This window comes from bacterium (assembly GCA_035380285.1).
Classification (GTDB): domain Bacteria; phylum Auribacterota; class Erginobacteria; order Erginobacterales; family DAOSXE01; genus DAOSXE01.
Genome location: DAOSXE010000051.1, coordinates 1 through 8,663, shown reverse-complemented (window position 1 = coordinate 8,663; position 8,663 = coordinate 1). Strand labels below are relative to the sequence as shown.

The 8,663-nt window shown below is 67.8% G+C and carries 10 protein-coding genes; 5 read left to right on the top strand and 5 right to left on the bottom strand.

The window, feature by feature from the left end:
- Positions 1-699 (bottom strand): hypothetical protein (locus PLZ73_12170; GenBank protein HOO78628.1); only part of this gene is annotated, 699 nt, incomplete at its 3' end.
- On the opposite strand from PLZ73_12170, the gene PLZ73_12165 reads away from it, so the two are divergent.
- Positions 680-2,152 (top strand): hypothetical protein, encoded by a 1,473-nt coding sequence (locus PLZ73_12165; protein ID HOO78627.1) that lies wholly within the window; start codon positions 680-682, stop codon positions 2,150-2,152. The two genes, PLZ73_12170 and PLZ73_12165, sit on opposite strands and share 20 nt — an antisense overlap.
- Positions 2,153-2,269: 117 nt before the next feature.
- On the opposite strand, the gene PLZ73_12160 is transcribed toward PLZ73_12165, so the two are convergent.
- The 3 genes from PLZ73_12160 to PLZ73_12150 are packed head-to-tail and all read right to left on the bottom strand — an operon-like array spanning position 2,270 to position 4,445.
- Complete coding sequence (locus PLZ73_12160; protein ID HOO78626.1) at positions 2,270-3,670, bottom strand: hypothetical protein; 1,401 nt, start codon at positions 3,668-3,670, stop codon at positions 2,270-2,272.
- Complete coding sequence (locus PLZ73_12155) at positions 3,667-4,101, bottom strand: protease inhibitor I42 family protein (GenBank protein HOO78625.1); 435 nt, start codon at positions 4,099-4,101, stop codon at positions 3,667-3,669. Before PLZ73_12155 ends, PLZ73_12160 begins: the two co-directional genes overlap by 4 nt.
- 38 nt (positions 4,102-4,139) lie before the next feature.
- Positions 4,140-4,445, bottom strand: coding sequence for a Trp family transcriptional regulator (locus tag PLZ73_12150; protein ID HOO78624.1), 306 nt, complete (start codon positions 4,443-4,445; stop codon positions 4,140-4,142).
- Positions 4,446-4,605: 160 nt separating this feature from the next.
- On the opposite strand from PLZ73_12150, the gene PLZ73_12145 reads away from it, so the two are divergent.
- From PLZ73_12145 to PLZ73_12130, 4 genes are all read left to right on the top strand, one after another.
- Positions 4,606-5,442: an exonuclease domain-containing protein gene (locus PLZ73_12145; protein HOO78623.1), complete on the top strand. Its 837-nt coding sequence runs from the start codon at positions 4,606-4,608 to the stop codon at positions 5,440-5,442.
- On the top strand, positions 5,433-6,068 hold the full coding sequence (locus PLZ73_12140) for a DUF47 family protein (GenBank protein ID HOO78622.1): 636 nt from the start codon (positions 5,433-5,435) through the stop codon (positions 6,066-6,068). Before PLZ73_12145 ends, PLZ73_12140 begins: the two co-directional genes overlap by 10 nt.
- A 61-nt stretch (positions 6,069-6,129) precedes the next feature.
- Positions 6,130-7,140, top strand: coding sequence for an inorganic phosphate transporter (locus PLZ73_12135; GenBank protein ID HOO78621.1), 1,011 nt, complete (start codon positions 6,130-6,132; stop codon positions 7,138-7,140).
- The gene (locus PLZ73_12130) at positions 7,137-8,477 is read left to right on the top strand and encodes an MATE family efflux transporter (GenBank protein HOO78620.1); all 1,341 of its coding nucleotides are present in this window, start codon (positions 7,137-7,139) and stop codon (positions 8,475-8,477) included. Before PLZ73_12135 ends, PLZ73_12130 begins: the two co-directional genes overlap by 4 nt.
- A 1-nt stretch (position 8,478) precedes the next feature.
- Here PLZ73_12130 and PLZ73_12125 read toward each other — a convergent pair.
- Positions 8,479-8,663, bottom strand: a 185-nt coding sequence (locus PLZ73_12125) for a hypothetical protein (GenBank protein ID HOO78619.1), incomplete at its 5' end; no start/stop codon positions are given.

Sequence of the window (8,663 nt, the reverse complement as noted above, 5' to 3'; positions counted from 1 at the left end):
GCGGACGCCGCCGCCCAGCGCGACGCCGACCCCGGCGCCGACGGCCACGCCGACGACGCCCCCGACGCGGACGCCGACCCCTGAGCCTTCGCGGACGCCGCCGCCCAGCGCGACGCCGACCCCGGCGCCGACGGCCACGCCGACGGCGTCTCCGACGCTGACGCCGACCCCCGCGCCTTCGCGGACGCCGCCGCCCAGCGCGACGCCGCCGGCCACGCCGACGGCGTCTCCGACGCAGACGCCGCCGCCCACGTCTTCGCCGTCCCCCCGCCCGAGCGCGTCCCCGACGTCCACGGCCACTCCTTCGCCGACCGCGACCCCGCCGCCCACGTCTTCGCCGTCTCCCGGCCCGAGCGCGTCCCCGACGTCCACGGCCACTCCTTCGCCGACGCCGACGACCACCCCGCCGCCGACCGCGTCTCCGACGTCCACGGCCACTCCTTCGCCGACCGCGACCCCGCCGCCGACGGGGACGCCCACGCCTTCCCCGACGGTTTCTCCGACCCTCGCGCCCACGGGGACGCCGACCCCCGCGCCTTCGCGGACGCCGCCGCCCACGTCTTCGCCGTCCCCCCGCCCGAGCGCGTCCCCGACGTCCACGGCCACTCCTTCGCCGACGCCGACGACCACCCCGCCGCCGACCGCGTCTCCGACGGCTACGGAAACGCCGTGCGGAACCTTGATCCAGGTCGACGGCACGGTTATGGACGCGGTCTCCAGCGAGCCCATTTACGAAGCCTGGGTCTATCTCACCGTCGATGGGGTGCCCCAGGGCTATTCCACCGACCCGGACGGGACCTATGGGGCCTGGAACACCGCCAGCACCTGCGTTAACCGCGCCTGGGGCGATTTCTGGGTTTTCGCCGACGGCTACTGGGACCTGCATACCGGGATGTCGCTTTCCGCGGTGACGGTCAATATCGTGGATTTCGAGCTCGATCCGGTCGAGCCCACTCCCCCGGCTTCTCCCAGTCCCACGGCGACGCCGACCGCGACCGCTTCCCCGGAGTGTTCTCCCTGCCAGGTTCGGGTCCATGGGTTCGTCTACGACGCCCTCGACTGGCGTCCGCTCGAGGGCGCGTCCGTGGTTCTGGATTGGGAGGACCGTTGTCAGGAAGGCCATGCGGCCGTCTTCTCCGGTCAGAGCGGGGAATACGACACGGGCTATATCGATACCCACGCGGTCGGGCTGGGATCGGTCACCGCCGCTTTTTCCGGGTACCAGACCGGGGTCTACGATTTTACGGTTTGCGGGGACCATGGCCACGACTTCCCTCTCGATCCGCTGGTTACTCCTCCGCCGACGGCGAGTCCGTCGCCCACCGTCTCGCCTTCTCCCGTATTCACGCCCACGCCCAGCGTCTCGCCGTCGCCCCTTCTGACCCCGACGCCGCCGGCGGCTTCCGGTCCCGCCGTCGCCGGCGACTACGACGGGGACGGAACCGCCGATATCGCGGTCTACCGCCCTTCCATCGGGCTCTGGGCGATCCGGTCCCTGACCCGGGTCTACTACGGGCTTTCTTCCGACGTTCCCGTCCCCGCCGATTTCGACGGAGACCGGACCTGCGATCTGGCCGTCTTCCGGCCCGCCAAGGGGAAATGGCTGCTTCGGGAAAACACGGCGCTGTATTTCGGAGTGGAAACGGACGAGCCTCTCCCCGCCGATTACGGCGGCGACGGCACCGCCGATATCGCCGTTTTCCGGCCGGTTTCGGGAAAGTGGATGACGGCCGGCGGCCTCGCCGTCTATTTCGGAGTTTCCACCGACATTCCCCGGCCCGCCGATTACCGCGGCGACGGCACCGCCGATATCGCCGTCTTCCGCGGCTCTTTGGGAAAATGGCTGGTACGGGGAACGACCGCGGTTTATTTCGGCGCCTCCGGGGACGACCCCATCCCCGCCGATTACGACGGCGACGGCACCGGCGACCTGGCTATTTACCGGCCGGCTCTGGGGAAGTGGATGGCGCGCGACCTTTTCTCCGTCTTCTACGGGACCGCGACCGATGTCCCGGTTCCGGCGGACTACGACGGGGACGGCACCGCCGATATCGCCGTATTCCGGTTTCTGAAGGGGAAATGGCTGTTCCGGGAAGGGAGCACGGTCTGGTTCGGCGCCCAGAGCGATATTCAGGTCACCAGCCCCTGGTGATCCGCTCCCGCCCCGGGAACAGGGTCCGTTTTTTGTTGCCGGCCCCGTCGGTCACGCCTGCTTCCCGCGGTTTCTGGGGGTGGAATACTCCGCCGCCGCCGGCCGTTTGCGGCCCGGTCAGAAACGGGAGGGTTGGTTGGCGGGCGTATCCAGAGCGCCCCCGAAGTAAACCCGACTGAGGGAGCGCAGCAGCCAGAGGCCGTAATTCCGTCGGAAGACGGCGATATCGGCGGTGCCGTCGCCGTCGTAATCGGCGGGCGCCGGAAGATCGCTCTGCTCCCCGAAATATGCGCGGGAGACCGACCGGACCGCCCAGAGCCCGGCGTCGCCGCGGAAGACGGCGGGGTCGGCCGTGCCGTCGCCGTCGTAATCGGCGGGGAGGGCCGCGTCACCGGCGGTGCCGAAATAGAACCGGGTCCGGCCCCGCAGGGCCCAGCGTCCGCCGCCGAAAACCGCGGGATCGCCCAGTCGGTCGCCGTCGAAATCCGCGGGCGCCGGGACGTCGTCGGCGTTGCCGAAATAAAAACGGAAGATGGGGCTTCTGGTCGCCCAGAGCCCGCTGGAAGGGCGGAATACGGCTATGTCCCAGATCCCGTCGCCGTCGTAGTCCGCCGGCACGGGGAGATCGCCGTCGAGGCCGAAATAGGCGCGGGTATGTCCCCGTGCGAGCCAGAGGTAGCCGTTGCCCAGGGCGCGCCCGACGGCGGGGCTCCAATAATCGGCGGAAACCCAGTTCCCGGCCAGAGGCATGTCGCCGGTTTCTCCGTACCAGATCCTGGTCACCCCGCGGACGGCCCAGAGCCCGGCGCCGCCGCGGAAGATCGCGATGTCGGCGGTGCCGTCGCCGTCGAAGTCCCCTTCGGTAGGAGGGCTGGGCACCTGAATCTCGAAAGCCATGCCGCCCGTGACCGTGGAGAGTTCCACCCAGGAGCCGCTTTGGCTGACCAGTTCCGAATACACGGGAGGTTCGGGCCCGGCGCCTTCCCCGGGCCACCAGCACCATGAGTACTGCGCGGGGTCGACCGTGTAATTGGCCTGCAGAACCAGGAAATAGGCGGTTCCGGGTCCCGGCGTGAATTCCGGATCGACCGGGGCGCTGAAGCGGAAGACATGCTGGTAGGCGCCCTCGGTCCCGGCGGTAAAATCGTACTCGTACTGCGGGAAGACCGTGGTCAGGCGGCTCCAGGTTCCGGGTTGGAAGAGTCCGCCGATCTCGGTCGCGGTGCAGAAGATGACGTCGAAATCGCCTTCGAAGTTAGCCGGCGGAGCATCCGCCGTGGGCTGGGAGGGGGAGTAGTTCAGGAACGTACCCCACCAGGTCAACCGCACCACCGGTTTGACGGGATCCAGCTCCCAGATATCGGCGATGCCGGGTTCCGCCAGGATCCCCGAATACGACGCCACCGGTTCCGACCAGCTTTCCCCGGAGGGGTCGTGACCGAACCCGGTCCTGACGGCTGCGTCCGCCGCCGGCAGGAGCGCGGCCCCCGCCAGTATCGCGACGGCCGAGCACTTCACGGTTGCCGCTCCTCCGGGCCGCCGTCCGTTCCGGAGACGACAACGCGGTACGCCGCGGTCCGGGCCGGGGGGACACCGAGTTCCCAGCTCCGCGAGTAGATCAGATCGATGGTCGTTTCCCCCGTGCCGGCCGCCCTGAATTTCCACTCCTCTCGGCCTCCGCCGCCGGCCCGCTTCCCCGTATCCGAAGGGATGTAGTCTTTTTCCAGGAAATCCACCACGCCGGGGTCGGGCGGCTCCGGCATCGACCACTGGAAACCGGTGGTGATATTCGAATCCAGCTTGATCACGAAGGTTTCTCCCGGCCGGACCCGGATCGTTCCCGGAGAATCTGCGGCGGTGGGGACGGCCATCGGATCATCCGGCCCGGTTCCGCCGCCGAGCGGTCCGGCCGCCGCCGCCACCGTTATCGAGAGCAACAATCCGAACATGGTTCATTATAGCACACGCCTGTGGCGATAGCCAGGGATCACCGGCGTTCGTCCCCCTCGGCCGGCCCCTTCGGCCGGTTCAGATAACGAGCGATTATGGCGCGGAAAGCCGATCGTTCCTTCTTCAATTCCCGGGAACCCCGGGTGATTTTACAGAGGCTCAGCCCCAGGTCGGCGGCGATCTTCCGCTGGCTGTCCCCGAGAAACAGCCGTTTCACCAGCTCCCATCGGGCCGAAATGTCGTGACGCTCCTTGGGGGTGAGGATATCCCGGAGAAAAGCGGTTATCAATTCTTCGTCGTCCAGTTCGGCCAGAACCCGGGCGATTTCGCGCATGGTATCCATAGAATTCCCTCCGCCCCGATAGCGTATTTTCTCGCTCGTTCCGCGGACCCGTCAATCCGTTTTCTCGGGAGATGAGCCCGGTTCCGGGTGGCGGGGAACCGGGGATGCGGATACAATAACCACGATAAGCGCGGCGCCCGGCGCCGGGGGAGAGCACGATATGGATACGGAGTTGGGGCGGATATCGTTCTGTTATTTCGATACCGAAACCACCGGCCACGATCCCTGGGAAGGAGACCGGGTCGTCCAGGCCGCGGTGATCAGAACCGAGGGGGAGCGGCTGCTGGAACAGCTGGACGAGCTGGTGAACCCGGGGCGCCCCATCCCCCCCGAAGTCGTGCCCATTCACGGGATCACCGACGAGCTGGTGGCGGGCAAGCCTTCGTTTTCCGACATTCTCCCCGGATTGCTGGAACTCCTGAAAAGAGGCCGGGTCGTTATTCATAACGCCCCCTTCGACCTGGCCTTTCTCGATCAGGGGATGGTGCAGGCGGGGATGAAGCCCGTGGAGCTGCGGGTGGTCGACACCCTCCGGATCGCCCGTCGCTACGGATCCTATCCCGGCAACGCCTTGCGCGAGCTGGCGCGCTACTACCGGGTGAGCGCGCCCGAGCCGCATCAGGCCCTCACCGACGTCCTTATTCTGCGGGCCGTGGCCGAACGCATGTGGGCCGACCTTGGGGTCCGCACCGAAGCCGACCTCGACTCCCTGGACGGGGTTTACGCGCGGACGGTGGGCGTGGCTCCGGTCATCCCCTCCTTCTGGCGCGAGGCCATCGCCGCCGGCAGGGAAATCATGATCTACTATCGTTCCACGGTCGGTCACCGGCCCCGGAAAATCGTGCCGCGTCGGTTCTCCCGCCGCTACGGCCAGGAATACCTCGTCGCCTACTGCCACCTGTCGGGAGAAGAGCGGACGTTCCGCCTCGACCGCTTGAAACTGTCCGAACCCCCCGGAGACGCGGATCCGTACCCGGAGGACGGCGAATGCTCCTGAACCGCAAGGAAAAGCGACTCAAGGGGCTCCTGGAGGAACACTTCGGACTGGTCGGCGTCGCTCTGGATTGTTTCCGGGCGCTGTTGGAGGAGTACCCGTCCGGCGGCGACTACGAAGCCTGCGGGCACCGGATCCATCAGGCCGAAAACCGGGCCGATGCGGTCAGGGACGAGATCCTCGCCAGTCTGTACCGGGGAGCTTTCATGCCCACCAACCGGGAGGATTTCGTGGTCCTGGCCCAGTTGGTGGATTCGATCGCCAACCAGGCCCAGAAGACCGGGAACCTGCTCATCCTCACCCGCCCCGCCATTCCCGTCTGGCTCAAGGACGGGCTGTGCCGCCTGCTCGACCTTTCCATCGAGACCTTCGGCGCCCTCCGCCGGGTGCTGGAAGCGGCCAACTCGGATTTGAACCGGGTCGGGGAACTGGTGGCGGCGGTCTCGAGCCTGGAATCACGGGTCGACGGCCAGGAATGGGACCTGATCAAGCAGACCGCCGAAGCCGACCTGGAACTGGCGAGGAAACGGGATTTGCGGGAGATCATCCAGGACATTTCCCGGGTGGCGGACATCTGCGAAGACGCCGCCGGCCGTTTCAACCTGATGCTGATCAAGCAGACGTTCTGAACGCCGGCATGGTCGTGTTCGGTTTACAATTCCCGTCCGGAACCGCCGGGTCGCGGATATGGTGTTCGGCCTTTCGCAACTGAAGATATTCGGCGGCCTCTACCTGGGGTGGGGCATCGGGGCCAACGATTCCGCCAACATTTTCGGAACCGCCGTCGCCACCCGGATCGTCTCCTACCGGACGGCGACGGTGCTGATCGCGGTCTTCGTCGTTCTGGGCGCGGTCACCCAGGGTCCCTCGCAGTATCTGGGCCTTGATTTCGCCGGGGGGCCCGGCGACACCACGGCCACCGCCGCCCTGATCGCCACCCTGGCCACCGCGGTCACCGTCACCGTCATCACCTGGATGGCGATCCCGGCCTCGACCTCTCAGGCGGCGGTGGGGGGTCTCATGGGAGTGGCCGTCTCCAGCCAGGGACTGGCGGGGGTCGATTGGGCCAAGTTCCTGAGCATGCTCTCCTGCTGGGTGATCAATCCCGTGCTTTCGGCCGTGATCTGTTTCGGGTTGCTCAAGGTGTTGGGCTTCGCCATCAACCGGCTGGCCCGAACGGTCATCGGCCGGGACCGCGTCTGTTTCGTGGGGCTGGTGCTCTTCGGCTGCTACGGCGCTTTCGCGCTGGGCGCGAACAACGTCGTGGTCACGACCGCCGCTTATTTCCATTGCGGGGCCTTCGGCCCGGTCGATACTCCGACCGGGGCCCTGCACGCCGCCCGTCTGGCCGCGTTGGCGGGATCGCTCGCCATCGCCGCCGGGGCCCTGACCTACAGCCGCAAGGTGATGATGACGGTGGGGACCAAGGTCACCCCGCTCAACCCCTTTTCGGCCCTGGTGGTGGTGCTGACCGCCGGCCTCGCCTTGAATGTCTTCAGCTTCCTCCACGTTCCGGTCTCCTCCTCCCAGGCCGTCGTCGGAGCCCTCATCGGGGTCAGCCTGCACGATCAGGGCGAGGTGGGGAACGTCCGCGAACTCCTGCGGATCTTCGGGGGATGGCTTCTCACCCCCTTCGCGGCCTGCCTCGCCTCGCTCCTGGCGGCCTGGGGCCTGCATGAGCTGCGCGGGCTCTGGGGATGACGGCGTCGGTTTCCGCGGATATGACCCGGGGCTCCATCGCCGCCCGGCTGGTGGGGATGACCCTGCCCATGATCGCGGGGTTCCTGGCGGTCATCACCTTCGAATTCGCGGACGGCTGGTTCGTCTCGCGCCTGGGGACGCCGGCTTTGGCCGCGCTCTCCTTCTCCTTCCCGGTCTGCCTGACGATCATCTGCCTCTTCGTCGGTCTCGGCATCGGCACCGGCTCGGCGGTATCGCGCGCGGTGGGGAGGGGGGACGCCGCCGCCGCCCGGCGCCTGGCTACCTCCAGCCTTCTTTTTTCCCTCGTTGTCTCCGCCCTGATCTCGGCGGCCGGGATCCTGACCGTCAGGCCGCTGTTCCGGTTTCTGGGGGCCGGGGAAGAACTCCTGGCCGGGATCGAAGCCTACATGACGGTCTGGTACGCGGGCGTTTTTACCGTGGCGGTTCCCGTCATCGCCGGGAACGCCCTCCTGGCGGTCGGCGCCGCCCGGGCCACCGGACTGATCAACACGTTCGGCTCCGTCGCCAACATCGTCTTCGATCCCCTCTTCATCTTCGGGTGGGGAATATTCCCCCGCTGGGGGCTGGCCGGGGCGGCGGCGGCCACGGTGGCGGCCCGCTTCGCGGCGTCGCTTCTTTCCCTGGCCGTCCTCTCTTTTCGCCACCGTTTGTTCGCTCCCCGGATCCGCCCCTTCTCCCGGCTGCTGGCCGATTGGAGGCCCACCGCCGCGGTCGGGTTCCCCGCCGCCGCCACCCACATGGTCGGGCCTCTCGCCCTGGCCCTCCTGATCCGGCTGGCCTCGCGCTTCGGCATCGAGGCCGTGGCCGCGGTGGGGGTGGGGAGCAGGATCGACCCCTTCATTTTCGTCGTCTTCTGGAGCTTGAGCGACGTCATGGTGGTCTTTACCGGGCAGAACCTGGGAGCCGGCCGGGTCTCCCGGATCGCCGCCGCGACGTCGGTCTCCATGGCTTTCGTCCTGGGGTGGGGGCTGGCCAGCGCGGTCCTCCTCTATTTCCTGGGGGCCGGGATCGGCCGGAATTTCAGCGCCGTCCCGGGGGTGGTCGGGGCGGTGGGCGAGTATTTCCGGGTCATGCCCTGGAGCTATGCCGGCGTGGGAGCCGTCTGCGTGTCGGCGGCCGTCTTCAACGGGCTGAACCTTCCCCTGCGCGGCGCCGTTCTCAGCGTTCTGCACCTCGTCCTGCTGTTCGTGCCCCTGGCCTGGGCCGGCGCCAGCCTGGCGGGATTGGCCGGAATGTTCGGAGGGGTCGCCGTTTCCTACTGGCTCGCCGGAGCCGCCGGGGCGGCCTGGGTCTTCAAAAGCTTGCGGCGGGGCTGATCTACGCCGTTCGGGCCTGGAGCCGTTCCCGGTAGTCCTCGAGCCGCTGCCCGCACCAGTGATTGGGACAGAACCCTCTGCTCTGATGGGCAATGCAGTTGAAGTCGGCCAGGTCGTCGGCCCCGGTGCGGACCATGCCGCAGTAGACCCGGGCCCAGAAGTCGGCGCGGGTCGAGGGGTCGTATT

What these genes read in the sequence shown, in the direction of transcription:
- PLZ73_12155 (HOO78625.1), bottom strand. Translation starts at nt 4,101, where the DNA reads ATGTTCGGATTGTTGCTCTCGATAACGGTGGCGGCGGCGGCCGGACCG.
- PLZ73_12150 (HOO78624.1), bottom strand. Translation starts at nt 4,445, where the DNA reads ATGGATACCATGCGCGAAATCGCCCGGGTTCTGGCCGAACTGGACGAC.
- PLZ73_12145 (HOO78623.1), top strand. Translation starts at nt 4,606, where the DNA reads ATGGATACGGAGTTGGGGCGGATATCGTTCTGTTATTTCGATACCGAA.
- PLZ73_12140 (HOO78622.1), top strand. Translation starts at nt 5,433, where the DNA reads ATGCTCCTGAACCGCAAGGAAAAGCGACTCAAGGGGCTCCTGGAGGAA.
- PLZ73_12130 (HOO78620.1), top strand. Translation starts at nt 7,137, where the DNA reads ATGACGGCGTCGGTTTCCGCGGATATGACCCGGGGCTCCATCGCCGCC.